Source organism: Vibrio sp. VGrn 2, from assembly GCF_009361695.1.
GTDB lineage: Bacteria > Pseudomonadota > Gammaproteobacteria > Enterobacterales > Vibrionaceae > Vibrio > Vibrio diabolicus.
The window spans coordinates 189,348-210,202 of the sequence record NZ_RBWD01000001.1; the positions used below are offsets into that span (position 1 = coordinate 189,348).

At 44.6% G+C, this 20,855-nt stretch carries 14 protein-coding genes; 6 read left to right on the forward strand and 8 right to left on the reverse strand.

The window, feature by feature from the left end; all coding sequences use genetic code 11:
• Positions 1-546: 546 nt before the first annotated feature.
• From D8S93_RS00960 to hemL, 4 genes are all read right to left on the reverse strand, one after another.
• On the reverse strand, positions 547-3,933 hold the full coding sequence (locus D8S93_RS00960) for a response regulator (RefSeq protein WP_048625952.1): 3,387 nt from the start codon (positions 3,931-3,933) through the stop codon (positions 547-549).
• 226 nt (positions 3,934-4,159) lie between these two features.
• Complete coding sequence (gene rsmC / locus D8S93_RS00965) at positions 4,160-5,185, reverse strand: 16S rRNA (guanine(1207)-N(2))-methyltransferase RsmC (RefSeq protein ID WP_005394693.1); 1,026 nt, start codon at positions 5,183-5,185, stop codon at positions 4,160-4,162.
• Positions 5,186-5,260: 75 nt separating this feature from the next.
• Positions 5,261-6,346 carry an AI-2E family transporter gene (locus D8S93_RS00970; protein WP_048625951.1) on the reverse strand — a complete coding sequence of 362 codons (1,086 nt, stop codon included), beginning with the start codon at positions 6,344-6,346 and terminating at the stop codon, positions 5,261-5,263.
• A gap of 346 nt (positions 6,347-6,692) precedes the next feature.
• Positions 6,693-7,988: a glutamate-1-semialdehyde 2,1-aminomutase gene (gene hemL, locus D8S93_RS00975; RefSeq protein ID WP_012841437.1), complete on the reverse strand. Its 1,296-nt coding sequence runs from the start codon at positions 7,986-7,988 to the stop codon at positions 6,693-6,695.
• Between the two features lie 246 nt (positions 7,989-8,234).
• On the opposite strand from hemL, the gene erpA reads away from it, so the two are divergent.
• From erpA to vmeK, 3 genes are all read left to right on the forward strand, one after another.
• Positions 8,235-8,576: an iron-sulfur cluster insertion protein ErpA gene (gene erpA / locus D8S93_RS00980; RefSeq protein ID WP_005380031.1), complete on the forward strand. Its 342-nt coding sequence runs from the start codon at positions 8,235-8,237 to the stop codon at positions 8,574-8,576.
• Positions 8,577-8,681: 105 nt separating this feature from the next.
• The gene (locus D8S93_RS00985) at positions 8,682-9,800 is read left to right on the forward strand and encodes an efflux RND transporter periplasmic adaptor subunit (protein ID WP_053809225.1); all 1,119 of its coding nucleotides are present in this window, start codon (positions 8,682-8,684) and stop codon (positions 9,798-9,800) included.
• Between the two features lie 9 nt (positions 9,801-9,809).
• On the forward strand, positions 9,810-12,914 hold the full coding sequence (vmeK, locus tag D8S93_RS00990) for a multidrug efflux RND transporter permease subunit VmeK (RefSeq protein ID WP_152811639.1): 3,105 nt from the start codon (positions 9,810-9,812) through the stop codon (positions 12,912-12,914).
• A gap of 65 nt (positions 12,915-12,979) precedes the next feature.
• On the opposite strand, the gene D8S93_RS00995 is transcribed toward vmeK, so the two are convergent.
• Positions 12,980-14,272, reverse strand: a complete 1,293-nt coding sequence (locus D8S93_RS00995; RefSeq protein WP_109169495.1) for a peptidoglycan DD-metalloendopeptidase family protein — start codon at positions 14,270-14,272, stop codon at positions 12,980-12,982.
• 130 nt (positions 14,273-14,402) lie between these two features.
• Between D8S93_RS00995 and tyrS the strand changes: the two genes are divergently transcribed.
• Positions 14,403-15,590, forward strand: coding sequence for a tyrosine--tRNA ligase (gene tyrS / locus D8S93_RS01000; protein WP_065645535.1), 1,188 nt, complete (start codon positions 14,403-14,405; stop codon positions 15,588-15,590).
• 418 nt (positions 15,591-16,008) lie between these two features.
• Complete coding sequence (locus D8S93_RS01005) at positions 16,009-16,854, forward strand: magnesium transporter (protein ID WP_152811641.1); 846 nt, start codon at positions 16,009-16,011, stop codon at positions 16,852-16,854.
• Here D8S93_RS01005 and dacB read toward each other — a convergent pair.
• Positions 16,833-18,254, reverse strand: a complete 1,422-nt coding sequence (dacB, locus tag D8S93_RS01010) for a serine-type D-Ala-D-Ala carboxypeptidase (protein WP_152811643.1) — start codon at positions 18,252-18,254, stop codon at positions 16,833-16,835. The genes D8S93_RS01005 and dacB overlap by 22 nt on opposite strands.
• A 186-nt stretch (positions 18,255-18,440) precedes the next feature.
• Positions 18,441-19,451, reverse strand: coding sequence for a porin (locus D8S93_RS01015; protein WP_012841444.1), 1,011 nt, complete (start codon positions 19,449-19,451; stop codon positions 18,441-18,443).
• A 545-nt stretch (positions 19,452-19,996) separates the two neighbouring features.
• Here D8S93_RS01015 and greA point away from each other — a divergent pair.
• The gene (greA, locus tag D8S93_RS01020; RefSeq protein WP_005380065.1) at positions 19,997-20,470 is read left to right on the forward strand and encodes a transcription elongation factor GreA; all 474 of its coding nucleotides are present in this window, start codon (positions 19,997-19,999) and stop codon (positions 20,468-20,470) included.
• Positions 20,471-20,553: 83 nt separating this feature from the next.
• On the opposite strand, the gene yhbY is transcribed toward greA, so the two are convergent.
• Complete coding sequence (yhbY, locus tag D8S93_RS01025; protein WP_005380066.1) at positions 20,554-20,850, reverse strand: ribosome assembly RNA-binding protein YhbY; 297 nt, start codon at positions 20,848-20,850, stop codon at positions 20,554-20,556.
• Positions 20,851-20,855 lie beyond the last annotated feature (5 nt).

Sequence of the window (20,855 nt, forward strand, 5' to 3'; positions counted from 1 at the left end):
TATTTTGGCTAATTTTGACTAGAGATAGACCAAAAAATAAACGTTGATATGCGTCGCAGTTTATATCCTTGTTAATAGTAAGTGTTAGTGGTTGCTAACCTTTAATCTATTTAAAATAAAAGCCTTCTGATTCTCTTCCTGGTTCAGAGATCTCGCTCACATGCAGAAAGTGTGTTAATTAATTAGCTAAAAATTAATCTGCCGTTCTGTTGTGATTGAGTTCGCAATCTCTGTCAATTGTTGGTTAAAAACCGTTTGTTATCTGAAAAATAGTCTCTTTTATCGACAGTTTTCTCTCATTTATTGCTCTTTTTTTATTGTGAAAATGAAGTGTTTTATTCGCTCGATTCAACCTAGTTTGGGTAGGTCATATCGATAGAAGCGTATGTTTGGAATGCCTACCATGGACAACTTTGTCCAGAGGCTTATTCGGCATTTTAATGTGGTAACGGTAGAGAGTCGCTGTATTGTTCGTCTTTAGAGAAAGAGAAGGCTTGGATAATAAAAAGCCCAGCGTATGCGCTGGGCTAGTTTTTTTGATAGGTATTAGCTGGTCAACAGTCGCTGTAGTTTATCTCGTTGAGCTTCGATGTACGCACGCTCAGGACTCTGTTCTTTACAGTGTTCAAGGATGAATTCTATCGAGCTCAATACCGTTCTCCAACGTGGCGTTTTCGGCAGCGTTTCTATACGCATGTATTTATCCAAAGTGCGTGTTTGCAGAGTGCTACGGTCAAGATAAACGCGCCATAAGCCACTTTGTTCGGCAAATGCGAATTTACTTTCACCAGTGACTGACTCCCAATACTCTAAGGCATGTGTCATTGCGTCGACCAGAATTTCTCGCATTAGCTCTTGTTTGTCTTTTTTGTTACCAAGCGCTTTGTCTGCAAGGCGTGTAAACTCTCCACCGAGTTCTTTCAGCTTCTGCAGCTGGTCTTTATCGCCATCAAAAGCATAACTTGAAAGCACCTCTACTGCGGTTTCTAGGTTGTGTATGCGAGCGGCATTGGCTCCTCCGCCAACATTAAAGATATACATGACATCTAAGCCTGAGCCTTCAGGTAGTTTAAGAATGTCTGCTTCGATGTTTTGACGAATATCTTCAATATAGATATCAATCTTGCCACAGTAATGAGGTTGTTTGACGGTCAGATACTTAGGTGCAATCAACTCATCGGCAGATGAACGTTTTAATTGTTCTAAGTTACGCTTGAATAGTTTGCAGGCAGCTTCATTAGCAAACCGGATACGTTTATCTTCACGCAAACAGATAATCGCTTCAGGAGCCGATTCCAGTTGTTCCAACAATCGCCCTTGAGTTTCTAATAAGCTTGCCTCTACAGCCGCTCGTTGGCGAAGTTCAGATTCAAGTATCTTATTCTCCATGTGGCGCATTTCTGCTTGGCTTGCCGTTAAGTGCGCTTGGATTCGTGCAGCTAGCTCTTGTTTATTGAATGGCTTAGACAAATAGTCGTTGGCTCCTGCTTCAAAGCCTCGTACACGATCTTCTGTTTGACTAAGCGCGGTGAGCATAATGATAGGTAGCTCGGCATGATCATAAGTTTCACGTAATTCACTGCAGACTTGATAGCCGCTCATGCCTGGCATCATGATATCCAATAATAGGAGTTCCGGTTTTTCCTGCTCAACGAGTGCTAATGTTTCTGGTCCATCAGAGACGGTACGTACGCGATAGCCCTCTAAACGTAAGAAGCTCTCAAGCACACGCAGGTTTACTGGCTCATCGTCAGCGACATACAGTAACGGGCCGTCTGGATTCTCTGGCAGTGATAAGTCTTCATTGTTCTCTACATCGATTTCAGGAATCTGGAAGTGTCCGTGCGCTGCAAGGGTTTGAGTTGTTTGGATCTCTTCTTCACTGGCAAGTGGTAACGTGAAACTGAAGGTGGTGCCGACCATAGGTTGGCTGCTGACGTATAGCGAGCCACCCATCAACTCAATCAATTGACGGCTAATCGAAAGCCCGAGCCCCGCACCTTGACGATAGCGACTTGCGTCTTGTCCCGCTTGGATAAGTGGTTCGAAAATATGTTCAAGATGTTCTGCGGGAATACCTTGCCCAGTATCCACAACTTGCACACGAACATGATCATCAACCACATTGGCGGAGATAACGATTTTACCTTCAGAGGTGTACTTAATCGCATTACCGATCAGGTTATATAACACTTGTTCAAGGCGTTGAGGATCGGCAGACACCGCTTTCAAATCCGCTGGTACTTGGTTGATGATACGGATGGTTTTATTTCCGAGTAAATGGCTGGAAAGCTCTAGTACCAGTCGCGTTGCACTGGCTAAACTCACCGCTGACTTCTGGATATCCATGCTTCCGTAACGCATTTTATGATAATCCAATAAGTCATCAACAAGGTTTGCGAGACGTTGCCCACTTTTAATGATGATATCAAGCTGATATTTCTGGCTAGCAGGGATAGCACCGTTAGCGCCGGACGCTAAAGTCTCAGCGATTCCGACCATGCCGTGCAATGGTGTGCGAAGTTCATGAGAAGTGGTGGCTAAGAACTCATCTTTAAGTTTGTCGGCCAATTGCAATTCATCATTTTGTTTTTGAATGATCTGGATGTTGCTCTCGAGCTCTTCATTTTGCTTCTTAATGGTTTGAATTTTCTCTCGAATAGAGCGTTGCATTCGTTCAAAACTCAGCGCAAGACGGCCAATTTCATCTTTGCGAACCGTATTAAAGGTAGTGTCATCAAGATCTCCGGCAGACACTTTTTCGGCAGCCCAAGTTAACTTCAGCAACGGAGAAGTAATAAAGTTTGATAAATAATGGGAAGCGATTACCACTAGAATGATGGCGATCAGCATGGCGATAACAAACAGTTTTTCGAGTTGATGAATACGAGCGAAAGCTTCGTTTTCAGGTAATTGAACGACGAGTGCCCAAATAACACCACGCGTTTCAATCGGTGCATAAGCAGCGATGATCTCTTCACCTAAACCGTTCGTGTAAGTGCCGACGCCAAATGCACCAGAGAGTGCTTTATCGATCACTTCTAAGCTGTTCTTAATGTCATCTTGCTTGGTGTTAATTGTGCGAGGTTGGTGATCATTTCCAACCAGTAAGGTGTTAATGGATGACTCTCGGTTGGCGTCTGCGGCTAACTTCGTGATGCCATTATTTGGTAAGCGGAACATAGCATAGCTGTGTAGGTAGCCTTGCTGAACAATTGGAGCACCTAACCAAGCGACTTGTTTACCACCTTCCAGTTCGAAATCAGACACAATCACAGGGGTGTAGTCTTCATTCACCTTACGGCGTTCAGTGACGTCATCAGCTAGACGCTTGAAGGTTTTGCCAAGTGCTGAGTCTTTGTAGGGGCCTGATAATAAGTTTGTTCCGTAGTTATCGTCTTTGTTGATCGAGTAGGTGACATTACCGTTGATATCGACCAGCAAAATATCATTAAAATCAGAGCGCTTGAGGAGCTCCAAGTAGGCCCAGTGGTAACGTTTATGTAAGAGTCGGTAACGTTCACTTCCGACATAGTTGGAAGACTCGGGTAACGTTGACGTTTTGATTTGATCTCCGCTGCCTTCAATGTAGCGCTGTTGAGCATTTTTACGAGATTCTTCAATGTCATTGCCTAAACGACTAAAAGCATTGACGAGACCGTAGAATCGACCACCACTGGCGTAAGCCAGTTCAGAGCGCACAAAGCCCATGACTTCAGTTTCCCGCGCCTCAAAGTAGTCGATAATTTGCTGTTGTTTTGTATCTCTAACAGACAACAAGTGTGAGGTGCTTTGCTCTTGCAGATCTTTACTGTGGGACTGTAGGAAAAAGATCGCAGTAATAGTAAGAGGTGTGATACTGAGCACCAGAAATGCGGTCATCAGTGTACTCTGAAGGCGCTTAAATTTCTGTTTTTTGTAGAATTTAAACATGGATAAGATTACAACTCATAAAGGGCAGTTCTAAAATGTACTTCGCTGCCGAGGTTCTCGTTAAAAACGGATAAGATGTTCAACTAGATAGAATTAACAAAATTAACGAGTTTTTTTTCTTTGACAAGAAAGTTAGTTGTAAAGCGTGCAGGGTGACGCAGTTTTTCTTATGAGTGTTGAGTTTTTGAGAAAAAATCGCGCAGGTTTGTACCTGCGCGAGGGAAGATTATGACTTTTTCGCGTAGTAGATAGAAAACTTATTGGTCTTATTTAGCGTCTCGCAATTATTAAACGCTCGCTCAATAATTGGTGGATATTTTAAGAAGCTATTCGCGACAATGATCATTTCACCATGGTTATCGAGATACTTTGGAGCCTGACCCAATAGTGTTTCTGCTGCGTTGTAGTTCGTATCCAAACCACTGTGGAAAGGTGGGTTACTGATGATAAAACGATAATCGTCGGCAGTGTCTGAGTAAATATCAGAGGCGAATACATGGCCGGTTAATCCATTGGCTTTTAGTGTGGCTTGACTCGATGTGATGGCATACGCGTTAATGTCACACATCTCAATCGCAATTTCCGGATTGGCTTTTGCCATGAAAGCACCTAACACCCCAGCACCACATCCAAAGTCGAGGACTTTACCTGATAGAGTAGGTAGGGTTTCGAGTAATAGGCGGCTACCTAAATCGAATTCGCCATGACTGAATACTCCAGGCAAGCTCTTAACAGTCAGTGATTGCTCACCAAGTGTGACCGTATAGGTTTTAAACCAGTCTGCTTGATTGAACGGCTTTGGTTCATTGAGGCAAGTGCCCCAGTAAAATGAACAGCGACGAGCGGAATCGTATTTATTGACCGGGCCATACTCTTTGAACATCTTCTCGATGCTTTTAACACCTGAGCGGTTTTCGCCAACCACTACAATTTCAGTGTTCACGCCTAGTTTCGCCATCAACATCGCCAGAAGGTATTCGGCTTCGGCTTTGGCTTTAGGCCAGTACAAAAGCACCATGTCTGCTTGTGTCTCAGTATTAAACTCAGAACCAAAATGGCTTTTAACCTTGTTATGAGTGCGAATTTGACGGTAGAAGCTGTAGTTTGATGTGAAGACTTCTACAGATTCACAGTGTTTGGTCAGTTCAAGTGGAAAGAGATCTTCGACTTCACCTGCAACTAAAACATGTTTTCCGTTGAAGTACTCGAGCTGACGCTGAGCGATTTGGCTAGGAGCGATATAAGCAGACATAAATTGGGTTCATCAGAAATAATTGGGGCAGATTTTCGCACAATCTGCCCCAAGCTTGAAGTGATTAAGCTGTGACTAGCTGTTGTCTTGTTGGTTGAGGAAGTCTTTGAATTCTTCTTCGTAGATATTAAACAGTACCATTGTCACGGCAAAAATCAGTGGACCGTAAATCAGGCCGATCAATCCAAATAGATGCAGACCACCCAGTAACGAGAAGAAAATCATTAGGGTATTCATGCCTGCGCTGCCTTGCATTAGCAGCGGACGCAATAGGTTATCAATAGAACCAACGACGACCACACTCCACACCGTCAAGAAGATAGCCCAAGTCATATCGCCTGTTAAGAACAAGTACGCCGCTGCAGGAATCCAGATTAGTGCGGTTCCGACCACAGGGATGAATGATGCAAAGCCCATCATCGTTCCCCAGAATAACCCCGGGAAACCAGCGAGCCACATACCGATACCGCCAGCCAGACCCTGTGCAATCGCTGTCATGAATGAGCCCATCACGGCTGATTTAGAAACCTGCTCTATCTCTGTCAATATGCGGTCTTCCTGGCTACGTGAGAGTGGCAGAATATGACGAATCGCAGAGATAATTTTGTCGTGATCACGAAGTAGAAAAAACAGCACAAACAGCATGAGGAAGAAGTTCATTAGGAAGTTGGTGGCGTCTCCTAAAATCTTTGCGCTGATAGCAACTAAGTTAGAGCCAAACGAAGTAGCAAATTGACCAATTTTCTCAGCAATGGCTTTTGGCTCGATTTTATCGAAAGGTAAGTACTCATTAACTATAGCTAAACCTTTGATAACGAAAGGATGTTGGAATATATCTTGGATTCCGCCATTAGTGACCCAGTTGTACGTATTTTGTGAAAAAACAGAGCCTTGTTGAACAATGGCTGCAAACACAAATAGCAGTGGGATAACGATAATAAACGTCAAGACGACACATGACAGCAGTGCGGCCATATTGGGGTGCTTGGGAATTTTTCGCTCAAACCATTCGTGTACCGGAAACATTAGCAAAGAAATGATAAAAGCCATCACAATGGAATTGATGTATGGCTCAACCAATAAGTAGCAAGCAAAAGCAGCGGCGAGTAAAGCGACCATTAGTACTCGGTGACTCGACGTTATTTTTACATTATTTGGCATGAGATTAGTCCAACTTACAGGTGACGTTTACGGTTTGCGCCTTCAAAGATGGCGTTGAACCTTTATTACTTTGCACTCTTAACTCTTTCAAGCTTATGACAATGCCGAATTAGAGCAGAGCAATATACCTTGTTATAATGACCACAAATCAGTCGGTTATCAATCAAGAGATGAAGTATGGGTTGTTGCAACGGTGATAAAAAGTGTCAAACCGAGAAAAAAGCCAAACGAATACCGTGGTTTGGCATTGTTATTGGTGTTTTAGCAGTATTGGTTATATTGAATTGGCAATAAAAAAGGACCGTGATGGTCCTTTTTTAAATTAGTTATCGCAGCTTTTAAGCGATTATTTTGCTTCTTCTGCAAGAGTTGCAAAACAGCGGTCAGCCGCTTCTAGCGTGGCATCGATTTCTTTTGAACCGTGAGCAAGGGAAGTAAAGCTCGCTTCGAACGCTGAAGGCGCTAGGTAGACACCGTGTTTGAGCATTAAGTGGAAGAAGCGCTTGAAGCGTTCCACATCGCACTTCGTTACGTCTTCGTAGCAAGTCACTTTTTCTTGGTCAGTGAAGAAGAAGCCGAACATGCCGCCCACTTGGTTCACAACCAGAGGAATACCGTGTTTCTCTGCTAGAGACTTAAAGCCATCTGCTAGTTGTTTGGTTTTTGAAGCTAGGCGTTTTTCGTTGCCTTCTTCTTTAAGAAGGTTCAAACATGCATAGCCTGCAGCCATTGCGACAGGGTTGCCAGAAAGCGTACCCGCTTGGTAAACCGGACCCGTTGGCGCAACGTATTGCATTACTTCTTTACGACCACCGAAAGCACCCACTGGCATACCACCACCGATCACTTTACCCAGTGTCGTTAGGTCTGGCTTGATGTTGTAGTGCGCTTGTGCGCCACCAAGTGCCACACGGAAGCCTGTCATAACTTCATCAAAAATTAGTAGCGCGCCTTCTTGATCACAGATTTCACGTAGACCTTCGTGGAAGCCTTCCACTGGTGGAATACAGTTCATGTTGCCTGCAACTGGCTCAACGATGATACAAGCGATTTCGCCTTTGTTAGCAGCGAATAGCTCGCGTACAGAATCTAGGTCGTTGAATGTTGCTGTTAGCGTGTGCTTAGCAAAATCTGCAGGAACGCCAGGAGAGCTAGGTTGACCAAGGGTCAGTGCACCAGAGCCCGCTTTGACTAGCAAGCTGTCTGCGTGACCATGGTAACAACCTTCAAACTTCATGATCTTGTCGCGACCAGTGAAGCCACGAGCAAGGCGAATCGCGCTCATAGTCGCTTCGGTACCAGAACTTACCATACGGATTTGCTCCATTGATGGAACAAGTTCAGAAACTAACTCTGCCATCGCGATTTCAAGTTCTGTCGGCGCGCCGAAGCTAAGGCCACGTTGCGCTGCGTCAATGACGGCTTCGCGGATAACCGCGTGGTTGTGGCCAAGAATCATTGGACCCCAAGAGCCAACGTAATCAATGTACGCTTTACCATCGGCATCAAAAATCAGTGGACCGTCTGCTCGTTCGATAAATAGCGGAGAGCCGCCAACGCCGTTGAATGCACGAACTGGTGAATTGACACCGCCAGGTATGGTTTGCTGAGCTTTTTGATACAGCTCTGATGATTTGGTCATGGGGTTATCCTCTTTTGATTGCTCGGACCAAGTGGAGCGCATTGTACCTAGCTATAATCAAGTTAGAAACGTTTTGCTTAATTTATGTGTTGTTTCGCTGTGTAATCTTATATATCCGCATCTGTTATAAAGAATCGGCGGTGAATACTTGAACGAGTTTGTCAGGTATTGGATAATCGTCTCAATTAGCACAAATTTGACGTCTTGCTTCAGGCTTGACGCATTACACGAGTGAGAGAGGTCTTCGTGAGCGAAGTAAACGTACCATTATCTTTTTCTGACGCAGCAGCATCTCGCGTTAAAGCATTGATTGCTGAAGAAGAAAACCCAGCATTGAAACTGCGCGTATACATTACTGGTGGCGGCTGTAGCGGCTTCCAATACGGCTTTACTTTTGATGAAAATGTAAACGAAGGCGATACGACAATCGTAAACAGTGGTGTAACACTGGTTGTAGACCCTATGAGTCTGCAATATCTCGTTGGCGGCATTGTTGACTACACAGAAGGGTTAGAAGGAGCGCGCTTCTTTGTAAACAACCCAAATGCAACGACAACATGTGGTTGTGGTGCGTCGTTCAGTGTGTAATTAACACCAATCAGGCAGCCAGTGGCTGCCTGAACTTTACGTAGAAGGATGTCACGTAAAGTCGCTCTCGCAGAATATGCAGAGAAATAATAAAAAGGACTTTATATGTCTGGATCGTCTTTCGGACGTCGCATTGTCGAGCGCCCGTGGCTAGTATCTCTTATCCTCATATTGCTTCTTGTTGCATGGTTGGCAATCGGTCAACTGAAAGCACAAGATGATAATCTCAATTCTTCATCCTCTTCAACGAACACCACGCCACTTGCAAAGGTGATGTTCGACACCTTTATTGCTGAACCCACAAGTAAAACCATCGAACTGTATGGGCGGACTGCACCCAATCGTCAAGCGCGCCTTGGCGCTGAAGTCGCCGGTAAAATAGTCAGCCTCAATATAGAAAAAGGTCAAACAGTCAAGCAGGGGCAAGTGATCGCAAGCATCGACAAGCGCGATCTTGGTATTCAGCTCAAGCGGGCTCAGGCGATGCTGTTGGTTAAAGAGAAAGAGTTTAATGCAGCTAAATCGCTAAAAAGTCGCGGACTACAGGGCGAAGTTGCGTTTGCGACAGCACAAGCGGCATTGGTGGATGCTCGAGCGAATTTGAGCAACGTGCAAACGGCATTAAGAAATACCGAGGTGAAAGCACCATTCGATGGCATTGTTGATCACCACTTTGTTGAGTTAGGCGACTTTGTAGGGATTGGCGATCCTATTGCGACGGTCATTGATTTGGACACTTTGGTGATTGAAGCCGATGTCAGTGAGCGGCATATACAATACCTTAAGGAAGGCCTACAAGCCGATGTAAGAACCATTAACCAACAGCATTATCAAGGTCGGGTACGCTACATTGGGCGTGTTTCTTCTGCTTCTACTAACACCTTTCCAATTGAAATCGAAATTGATAACCAAGATGCAAGAATTCCGGCCGGTATGAGCGCTGAAGTACAGCTGCCGTTGAGTGAAGTGTTGGCGGTAAAGATTACGGCTGCAATGCTAGCACTCGATGAAGAAGGTAATTTAGGTGTTAAAACACTGCGTAATGAGCATGTTGAATTTGTTCCGATTCAGCTCGTTAAGGCCGAAGATGATGGTGTTTGGCTCTCTGGGTTAGGAGAGCGAGCCGATATTATCGTGCTGGGGCAAGGGTTTGTACGCGATGGCGATCAAGTACTGGCCAACAAAGTTGATGACGCAGTTGTTGAAGCGGCTAGTGAGCAGTAAGGAGCACTTATGTACACTCTGATTGATGCTGCGTTATCCCGCGCTCGCACCATGCTGACATTACTGGTGATGATCTTAATTGCCGGTGTCATTACTTACGTCACTATCCCCAAGGAATCGAGCCCAGATATTACCATTCCTATTATCTACGTTTCTGTTGGGCATCAAGGCATTTCTCCCGTTGATGCCGAACGTTTATTAGTTCGGCCAATAGAGCAAGAGTTGCGCTCTATTGAAGGCGTAAAAGAGATGACCTCTGTGGCATCAGAAGGTCATGCTTCGGTGACGCTGGAATTTAGTGTTGGAGTGGATCTTGATAAAGCGATGGCAGATGTCCGAGACGCCGTTGATCTTGCGAAGCCAAAATTACCAGAGGACAGTGATGAGCCAACGGTAAATGAAGTCACGTTTGCATCTGAAGAGCCTGTTTTGACTGTTGTGCTCTATGGCACCGTACCAGAGCGGACCATTGTACAGATTGCCAGAACGCTACGTGATCGTTTGGAGAGTTTCCGTCAGGTTCTTGAGGTTGAAATCGCAGGGGATCGCGAAGACATCGTGGAAATAGTTGTCGATCCGCTATTGATGGAAAGCTACGGTCTCGATCAAGCGGATATTTATAATTTAATCGCCTTGAATAACCGAGTGGTTGCAGCGGGATTTGTCGATACTGGGTATGGACGCTTTTCGGTAAAAGTCCCATCGGTGTTTGATTCACTGAAAGATGTGCTTGAACTGCCAATCAAAGTGAATGGCAAAGAGGTGATCACCTTTGGCGATGTGGCGACAGTACGACGTGCATTTCGCGATCCTGAAAGTTTTGCTCGTTTAGATGGTGAATCTGCCATCGTTTTGGACGTAAAAAAACGGGCAGGGGAAAACATCATTGAAACGGTCGAGCTGGTAAAAGAAGTACTGGCTCAGGGACAACAACGAGCCGAGTGGCCCGACAATTTGCAAGTCAAATACACTTGGGATCAATCCGACGATGTCAAATTGATGCTCAGTGATCTACAAAACAATATCTTATCCGCAATTATCCTCGTAGTGATCGTCATTATTGCCATATTGGGGGTTAGGACCGCGCTTCTCGTAGGGATTTCTATTCCGGGATCGTTCTTGACTGGGTTGTTGGTGTTATCGGTATTTGGGCTTACGGTCAATATCGTCGTACTGTTTGCTTTAATTATGGCGGTGGGCATGTTGGTGGATGGTGCCATTGTGGTGACAGAGTTTGCGGATAGGCGCATGCAAGAGGGTACACCTCGTAAAGAAGCCTATCGAGATGCAGCAAAGCGAATGGCCTGGCCTATTACCGCATCCACAGCAACCACATTGGCTGCGTTTGCTCCGTTACTTTTCTGGCCAGACATTACTGGTGAGTTCATGAAGTACTTACCACTTACTTTAATTGCTACTTTGGCCGCTTCGCTGATGATGGCTTTACTGTTCGTTCCTGTCATCGGTGGGATCATTGGCAAGCCTCAAGTAGTCAATCAGAAAGCTCAGCGAGAAATGGTTGAGCTGCATAACGGCAACTTTGAAAAAGCGACAGGCATTACCAAACTTTATTACCAGACTCTGTCGGTAGCGATTCGTCATCCATGGAAAGTATTACTCAGCGCGATACTGCTAGCGGCAGGTGTCGGCTTCACTTACAACAAGGCTGGCTTGGGTGCAGAGTTTTTCCCTGAAGTGGACCCAGCCTTTTTTACCGTTAAAGTTCGTTCTTATGGTGACCTGTCTATTCACGAAAAAGATGTGGTTATGCGCGAAATCGAGAAGGTGATGCTCGGTCATGACGAGTTTGAAAGTGTCTACACGCGTACAGGCTCAAGTGATAATGGGGATGAAATCGGCCAGATTCAGATAACACCTGTGGATTGGCAGTATCGACGCAAAGTGAAAACCATTATTGAAGAGCTAAAAGAGACCACAGTTCGCTTTTATGGTGTTGAACTTGAGTATAAATTCCCGGACGCAGGACCGCCTGTTGAGCATGATCTCGTGATTGAAGTGTCATCGCGAAACTTGAGTGTTAGTGCGTTAGATGAAGCGGCCAAACAAGTCCGACACTGGGCTGATGGTAATCCTGCACTGACCAATTTGAGTGATACCACTAATAAGGAAGGGATTGATTGGCAAATTGATATCCAGCGAGATGACGCCTCTCGCTTTGCAGCGGATGCGACCTTAGTCGGGAATACTGTTCAGTTTGTTACAAACGGTTTGAAAATAGGCGATTATTTGCCCGATGATGCGGATGAAGAAGTCGATATTTTGGTGCGCTATCCGCAAGATAAGCGCGACATAGGTCGATTTGATCAACTGAGAGTGAAAACGGCAGCTGGTCTGGTGCCAATCACGAACTTTGCTCAAATTAAGCCAGATCATAAGCAAGATACCATTCGTCGTGTAGACGGCCATCGAGTTATCAATATCAAAGCAGACATGGTGGAAGGTTACAATTTGGCGCTTGAGCTACCGAAGATTGCCGCTGGAATGGAACAGCTCGACTTACCGGAAGGCATTGAATATAAGATTCGGGGTCAAAATGAAGAGCAGGAAAACTCATCAGCATTCTTACAAAATGCTTTTATTGTCGCGCTTGGTGTGATGGCTCTGATTTTAATTACGCAGTTTAATAGCTTTTATCAAGCTTTCTTAATCCTCAGTGCTGTGTTGTTTTCTACCGTTGGGGTCTTTGCTGGGTTGCTTATTTTCCAAAAGCCATTTGGCATCATCATGTCGGGAATAGGGGTGATTGCGCTTGCAGGTATTGTTGTTAATAACAACATCGTATTAATCGATACTTATAATCAGATGCGTAAACGTGGCTTAGAGAAATCTGAGGCGATCTTGCGCACAGGTGTGCAGCGTTTAAGGCCCGTTTTACTCACGACGGTGACCACCATACTAGGCTTATTACCAATGGTGCTAGAAATGAACATCGACTTAGTTAACCAAAAAGTGGAATTTGGCGCGCCAAGCACTCAATGGTGGTCTCAACTTGCGACGGCTGTCGCGGGTGGGTTGGCGTTTGCGACTTTGTTAACGCTGGTTCTGACACCATGCTTGCTCATGCTCGGGAGAGAGCATCACTCCGAAAAGTAAGCTTCATCGTGATGATATTAAAGAAACAAAAAGGGCAGCTGAGCTGCCCTTTTCAATGCATCAATTTACTTCATTGCTAACAGTTTGCTGTAGCGCTCAAGTTTGTCCATGCTAATTTTTGCGTTTGCCATGAAAGTTTGTCTCGCTTTGCCTGTTAGGGATTTAGACTGTGGCAAATTCACCGTACGCGGGTTTTTGTGGACACCATTCACAAGGAACTCATAGTGCAAGTGAGGGCCTGTTACACGACCTGTTCCGCCAAGCGTACCAATGGTTTGACCTTGTTTAACGCGTTGACCAGCTCGTACCGTACGTTTGGTTAAGTGCAGGTACTTGGTAATGTAAGTATTGCTATGTTTAATGAAAACGTAGTTACCATTAAATTTGTTGTAAGACGATTTTTGAACGACACCATCGCCAGCCGCCCAAATCGGGGTGCCCACAGGTGCCGCATAATCTGTGCCTCGGTGAGGACGAACGCGTCCCGTTACAGGATGTAAGCGGCGTGGGTTGAAGTTAGACGATACTCGACGGAAATCCAACGGCGCGCGTAAGAATGCTTTTTTCATTGCACGCCCATTTTCGTCATAATACTTGCCACTTTTCTGATCCAGTATTGCGGTGAAAGTATCGCCTTGGTTTTTAAATATCGCAGCAATGATTTTTCCGCGTCCAATCACTTCACCTTCTACCACTTCCTCTTGGTAAAGCACTCGGAAGCTGTCGTTTTTACGAATATCTAAAGCAAAGTCGATATCCCAGCCAAATATGCCGGCCAGTTCCATGATTTGGTTGCCATTTAATCCTGAAGAGATTCCCGCATTCCAAAAGTTTGATTTGATGGTGGCTTCAGCGTAGTTGTACTGGAAGTCGACTTCTTTTTTATCGACTTCTGAGACGTATTTGCCGTCTTTTAACGTGATACGAAAAGTTTCGAATGCGCTTAATGTTCTTCTTAACTGTACTAAGTCGTTGTTTTCATCAAAACCGAATTGCAATCGATCGCCAGGTCGAAGCCGGGTTAATTGCTTTTCCACTTCTTTGTCTGATGAGACAAGATCATGCAATAGGCGGGCAGAAAGCCCCACGCGACTAAACAAGATGGCGGCACTCTCACCATTTTTCACTTTGTACGTTTCCCAACGCAGTACAGCGGAGGACGCTGGAGACGAACTGTTTAGTGCACTGAGTTCTAGGGAAACAGGCACAGGATAATGTTGACCAACTTTTAATCGGCTCTGCTGCGGGTCTAGGTCTTGCGGATCAGGTAAAAAGAAGAGCGCGAAGATAATCAGCGCACTAAAAAAACCGATCAATACTTTGTGCAAGAGTGGAAGTCGGACAAAAATCGAATGCATGAGGTACTTGATTGCTAAATTAAACGGAAAAATTGACAACTACCTAGTCTAACGTGTTTCAAAATGCATCGCTATTCAAGTAATATGTTCAGCTATTATATTTTTGCCAAATCTGTGGGAGTGAACAAGAATGGCGAGCATTGAAGCTGCACTAGCCGAGATTAAGCGCGGTGTTGAAGAGCTGATTCCAGAAGAAGAGCTTATCGCAAAACTAAAAGAAGACCGTCCTCTACGTATTAAATTGGGTGCGGATCCTACGGCTCCAGATATTCACCTAGGTCATACGGTTATTTTCAATAAGCTTCGCTTGTTCCAAGAGCTAGGTCATGAGGTGACGTTCCTAATTGGTGACTTCACTGCAATGGTTGGTGACCCAACAGGTAAAAACACAACACGTCCACCGCTAAGCCGCGAAGACGTATTGCGTAATGCAGAAACTTACAAAGAGCAGGTATTCAAAATTCTAGACCCTGCAAAAACTAAGATTCAGTTCAACTCTGAGTGGTTATCTGAGCTTGGTGCAGAAGGTATGATTCGTCTTGCTGCAAACCAAACTGTCGCTCGCATGCTAGAGCGTGATGACTTTAAAAAGCGTTACGCGGGTGGTCAGCCAATTGCTATTCATGAGTTCATGTACCCACTTCTACAAGGTTGGGACTCAGTAGCAATGGAAACTGACGTTGAGCTTGGTGGTACTGACCAGAAGTTCAACCTGCTAATGGGTCGTGAACTGCAAAAGTCTCACGGTCAAAAACCACAGGTTGTACTTATGATGCCTCTCCTAGTGGGCCTTGATGGCGAGAAGAAGATGTCTAAGTCAGCAAACAACTACATCGGTATCAGCGAAGCGCCAAGCGAAATGTTTGGTAAAATCATGTCTATTTCTGATGACCTAATGTGGAGCTACTACGAGCTGCTATCTTTCCGTCCTCTGGAAGAGATTGCTCAATTCAAAGCGGATGTAGAAGCAGGCAAAAACCCTCGTGACATCAAAGTATTGCTAGCAAAAGAAATTATTGCTCGTTTCCACAGTGAAGCTGATGCAGATGCGGCAGAGCAAGAATTCGTAAACCGTTTTGCGAAGAACCAAATTCCTGATGAAATGCCAGAATTTGATTTTGATGCAGGTCGCCCAGTGAGCAATCTGTTGAAAGAAGCGGGCTTATGCCCATCATCGTCAGATGCGATGCGTATGGTTAAGCAGGGTGCTGTGAAGATAGACGGTGAAAAAATTGCGGACAGCAAATTTGCTCCAGCAGCGGGTACTTACGTGTTCCAAGTAGGCAAACGTAAATTTGCACGTATTACTATTCAGTAATCAATAATCGCTGCAAATGAAAGCGCCTGATGGGCGCTTTTTTTGTATAAAAATTTAGCGAAAAAGACAAAGTAAAACTTCCAAACATGTTGAACTTTGCTACTATACTCACGCTGCCAATAATGGCAGCGTTATCGGAGATTTACATGAACAATACCGACCATCCTCCCAGTCGTTGGGTGAGTAAGAGCAAGGGAGCGAAATAACCCGCTTCGGTATTGGCGATCTCCGCCTTACCTAAGTGGTGAGGCATCTTTTCTAATTTTCTTCTCGTTATTTCCTTCATACATTCTGAATAGACAGTGCATCCGCATTGGTTTTCTCTGTGCATCTTAATTGTTGTGTGACTTTAAGTATGCAAGATTGACTTTGCGTGCCTTGTCGATGGTCGTTACCAATGCCAATCGGGAGATTCGCCATGACGGTAATGAACAACACTTTTATTGAAACAACACCAAACTTTTCTGAAGTAGAAATTGGTGCAGCTCGCAATGCATTTTTGCAGTATGAGCAAGAGCAACAAATCCATTTGCTTACGATCATGCCGATTGATGAGGCGGTAGGTATTTTGCAGCATTGCTCTGTCGGTTATGTGAATAGTCTTATTGCTCAACTTGAGCAAACAGGCCATGACAAACGCGCACGTCATTATGCTCACCAATTGGGTTTGCATATGTCTGAAGTTGATACACCTGATGGTTATTTATCGACTAGTGTTTTGGGGCACGTGAAGCAGCGTATTGGGTGGATCATTGCACTGGCCCTTTTAGGGATTGTGTCGGGTTTGATCATTGCTCAGTATGAGGACACCCTTAGCCAGCTCGTTTTGCTTGCGGTGTACATGCCTGTGATCGCTGCGGCTGGTGGTAATACAGGAACACAAGCTGCAACTTTGGTGATTCGTGCTCTTGCAACTGGAGAGCTAAAAAAACGCCAATGGTTAGAAGTTTTGTGGAAAGAGAGCCGCGTTGCTCTATTTATTGCGTTAGCTATCGCTATCGTGATGATTGGACGCATTATGTTATTTAGTGCCGGTCAATCAACAGGGGGCTTTGAACTTACCGATATCGCACTGGCAATAGCAGTTGCGCTGTTCATTCAAGTCACCATTTCTACAACATTGGGCGGGCTGTTGCCAATTATTGCACGAGCTTGCAAGTTGGACCCAGCCGTATTGGTGAGTCCAGTTCTTGCGTCTATCGTCGATATTTCAGGAATGTGGATTTACTTTAACGTGGTGAACTATTTCTTAGGTATTGCCTGACTAAAGTTCACAATATCATTGTAAAAAAGCTGCTCAAAATGTGTAATAGGGGCGATGACAGGTTTGTTATCGTCCCTTTTTTCTGGGAAGTAGTCTGAAACAAACTGAACAAAAACGGTATTAGGTTGACCATTTTTATCCAAGCCATATCCGGCCATGTTGTAAGTTCCGTAGAGGGAGCCGCTTTTGGCGATCAATTGTCCTTTAATTGGCAACTTTCGCATACTTTGTCGGTACTTTAGTGTGCCTGACTCACCTGACTTCGGCATGATGGCGATCAGTTTAAGCTCGTCTTCGTGCTTCCAAATATAACGAAGAATTTCCGCCATTTTGGTGGCGGAAATACGGTTGTTTCGCGAAAGTCCTGAGCCGTCTTCCAGGCGCGCATTACGAATATCAATACCAGTGTTGGCGAAAATGATCTGCTTGATCGCCTCTGTACCGTTGGCAAAGCTACCTGACTGAACAAAAAACTTAGCGCCAAGTGTTTTGGTTAATGTATCTGCAATCAAGTTATCAGAGTTTTTAAGCATCTCTTCCAGAATGTCTGGTAATGCCTCTGATTGATGCATGGCGATTAGCTTGCGCTGTTTTTCCGGAGCCGAACCGATCCTAATCTTTCCTGATAACTCAATATTGAGCTGCTTAAGCAAAGCTGCCAATCTATGGCTGGTATAAAGTTCAGGATCTTGAATGGCAAATTTAAGTGGCAATGGTTTCTCCCTCTCAACTAAGCATCCAGTTAGCTTGTAGTTGTTATCAGGGTTTGCGACTAAGTCTAAATCGCAATGACGACTTTTCTTAATCGTTTTAGAAACGGTCTCGACAGTACTTGTTACACGAATAGGTTGATGCTCAGGTACGTAGACTCGAGTCCCACCGTCTTTTTGCGTATAGATAGAAGCCTGCACACAGTTGTTATTGAGTGTGATGGTCGATGCCGGAGCGCTGTAGCAAACTCCCAAGATATCCCACGGCCAGCCCACTGCACGGTTGTAACCAGTGAATGCGCTGTTATCGAGCCATAAGTCACCGTCAATACGTTTTAAGCCATTTTTCTTGGCTAGGGTAAGAAGTGATTTTAAATCGTTGGTTTGGAGCGTTGGATCGCCGACAAAGTAAATCACTGCGTCTGAGCTCGAAGCTTCTAGCTTGGTTCGAAAGCGGAAGTTATCACCCAGCTCTAACTTTGCCGCTAATGCTGTGGCGATTTTTAATGTACTGGCTGGTGGGAACAGTTGTTCGGTAGGATGAACACCGTCAAGTTCAGCATTCTCACTGAGTTTTTCCGCGACTAAACTGATGCGAGAGCCTTCCGGCAACACTTCTTGATGAGGGTACGCTTGTGAAAAAGCAGAAAGTAATGAAGAGAATATGAGCAAGGGCCAACGTAAACGCATAATGATACTTTCTAAGGTGAGTTATGTGATTGAGTATACGCAAGTCCTTTCAATATGCTAGGTAACTAAAGAAATGCTTTATACGTCATCAGGAATGAGACATGAGAGAAAGGCGCGCGGCTTAAAATGGAGTATAAAAAATGCCCGCTTGAAGCGGGCATTCGATATTCTAGTCAAAGACCGGAATTAGAAGTCGTAACGTAGACCTAGAGCTAGCTCGTCTTCAGCATCGATCTTGTTCGCAACTGTCTTACCGCTAGTTGAGCCGAACTTATCGCCAGCGTCAATTAGGTTGAAGTTGTAAGAAACGTAACCGCGGAAGTTAGGTTTGAAGTAGTAAGAAGCATCAACAGCGAAGTTGTTTGCAGAAGTTTCATTGTCAGTTTCTGCATTGTTGTACGTCGTTGTGAATACTGTTTGACCTAGCGTGTAAGCACCCGCTAGTTCGTAACCAGTGTAATCAACAGTGTTGTTGAATGTGTCAGTCATTTTTTCGCCATCTGTGAAGATACCAGCGAAGTAAAGATCAGACATTGTGTAAGATGCTGCTAGCATGTACTCGTTTGCATCGTATTGGTCTGCGTAACCAGCACCAAGCTCAAGACCAGTGTCTGCTACAGCGTAGATAGCTGATAGAGAGTAGCCGTCTTGTTTGTTATCAGAGTATTCACCGTTTTGTTCTACACGGTCAGCGAAGCGGTAGCTTGCTTTAACACTTAGGTTTTCGAATTGACCTTTGTAAGCCATCATGTTGTCTGTACGGTCTGCTACAGCGAGTTTGTCTGCTGCAGAGTTACCGTGGTAAGCCATGATATCTGTGAAGTCAGTGATAACGCCTAGTGCACCTTCAGTTTTACCGTATGCGAACTCACCGTAAGCACCGCCAAGACCAGCGTAAGCAAGACGAGTTTCTAGATCGCTCTTGTCGTCGCCGTCTACAGTACCGTTTTGAGCAGTCTCAAATTCACCTTCCCAGAAACCAACACCGTATAGGTTGTCATTGATCTCTTGTTTACCAAGGAAGTTTAGACGGATGCGAGATTTGTCTTGAGCGTCGCCATCTTTCATAGATAGACGTGCTTCAGCACGGCCGCCCATTTCTAGAGAAGTGCCGTCTTGGTTGTAAAGTTCAGCTGCGTTTACGCCAGTTGCCATAGCTGCTGCAGATACAGAAAGAGCAATTAGAGTCTTTTTCATCTTATTTGTCCTAGTTAGCTGTCCATAATCATTGTTGTATGGGGGAGAGGTAATCTCTCACAAGTTGTTGGTCTATAATCGGCCAATGAGCGGTATAATTCGCCCTTGTAAGCCTTTGATCTAACAACTCGCTGGACATGTTTTACTGCTAAAGTTTCCGTATGAGTTAGTAAAATGATATAAATCGTATCGATGAACACTGTTCGATTGTTCTGGTTTTTGATTTAACCTTTTGTTTTAAGTGATATTTTGTGGCTATAACATTCGTCTGACATTGATTAGTTTTTATCTTTTTTGATGTTTTTGGTGTAATGAACAGTGTTGTTTTTCAACAAATTGCGACAGTGATGCACTCTAGAATCGTTCTAAAAGTGACTTATATCATTATGCCGAAAGTGCATAGTCTTACAGCCTTTCGAATTAAGATGATTTCGTCCGGGAGTTTGTTTACACTAAATGAAATACATCTTTAAGCGCACTACCCAGCCCTATGGCAGGGTGGGCTTTTTTTTGTCCAAAGACCCATTTGGGCTTGAGGTTATAAAATGGAAAAAGTTCCAATGACACTACGTGGCGAGCAAAAGCTACGTGCAGAACTCGATCGTCTACTTAAACTACGTCCTCAAATTTCAGAGGCAATCGCTGAAGCTCGTGAGTTAGGTGATTTAAAAGAGAACGCAGAATATCACGCCGCTCGAGAAGAGCAGGGTATCTGTGAAGCACAAATCCGTGACATTGAATACAAACTGTCAGTTGCTCAAGTAATTGATGTAACGAAGATGGAGAACACGGGTAAAGTTATTTTTGGTTCAACCGTAACCTTGATTGACATCGACACCGAAGAAGAAAAAACATACCAAATTGTTGGTGATGACGAAGCAGACATTAAAGCTGGCCGTATTTCAGTAAGCTCACCAATTGCTCGTGGCTTGATCGGTAAGATGGAAGGCGATGAGGTTGCTATTCAAACTCCGGGTGGCGCGAAAGACTTCGAAATCGACCGAGTAGAGTACATCTAAGTCGTTGAGAGTAGTCTGTTACTCCAATAAAACGCAAAAAGGTCGCCAATGGCGACCTTTTTTCTTCAGCAACGTAAGTAGAATTACTTACGAGGGATTTCGATTTTACGCTCTTCAGACTGGCGGTACAGCACAAGCACTTTACCAATAGTCTGAACTTTTTCTGCGCCCGTCTCACGTACGATAGCGTCGATGATTAGCTGTTTTGTTTCACGATCTTCTGAAGCAACTTTTACTTTGATTAGTTCGTGATGGTTAAGAGCGATTTCAATTTCTGCTAGCACGGCTTCTGTAAGTCCATTTGCGCCCATTAGCACGACAGGTTTTAAACTGTGAGCTAGGCCTTTAAGGTGCTGCTTTTGTTTGGTGCTTAGGTTCATTACGC